Source organism: Roseovarius halophilus (ex Wu et al. 2025), assembly GCF_047086965.1.
In genome coordinates this window covers 1-299 of sequence record NZ_JBKOTX010000616.1, presented here as the reverse complement: position 1 = coordinate 299, position 299 = coordinate 1, and the positions used below count along the sequence as shown (strand labels likewise).

Below are 299 nucleotides of genomic sequence, written 5' to 3'. Positions count from 1 at the left end.
AATCCGCCTCCAGCAAGTCCGCCAGTTCGAGGTTCAGCAGGTCCTTGTCCCACGCGGCATTCTCGCTCGAGCGGTTGTCCATGATGCGAAACGCGCGCGCCTGGGCCTCTGTCAGCCCCTTGGCGACATGCACCGGCGCGGTCTCAAACCCCAGCTTGCGCGCGGCCTCGAGCCGCGTGTGCCCGGCCAGCACAACCATGGCCTCGTCCACGACGATCGGCTGGCGCCAGCCAAACTCCTGGATCGAGGCCGCGACCGTTGCGATGGCCTCGGCGTTGTTCCGCGGGTTGCGCGCGTAG

General features: G+C 67.9%; 1 protein-coding gene. It reads right to left on the bottom strand.

The genetic code is table 11. The annotated features are described in order from the left end of the window. On the bottom strand, positions 1–299 hold a 299-nt coding region (locus tag ACH107_RS33740; RefSeq protein WP_412509913.1), incomplete at both ends, for a ParB N-terminal domain-containing protein.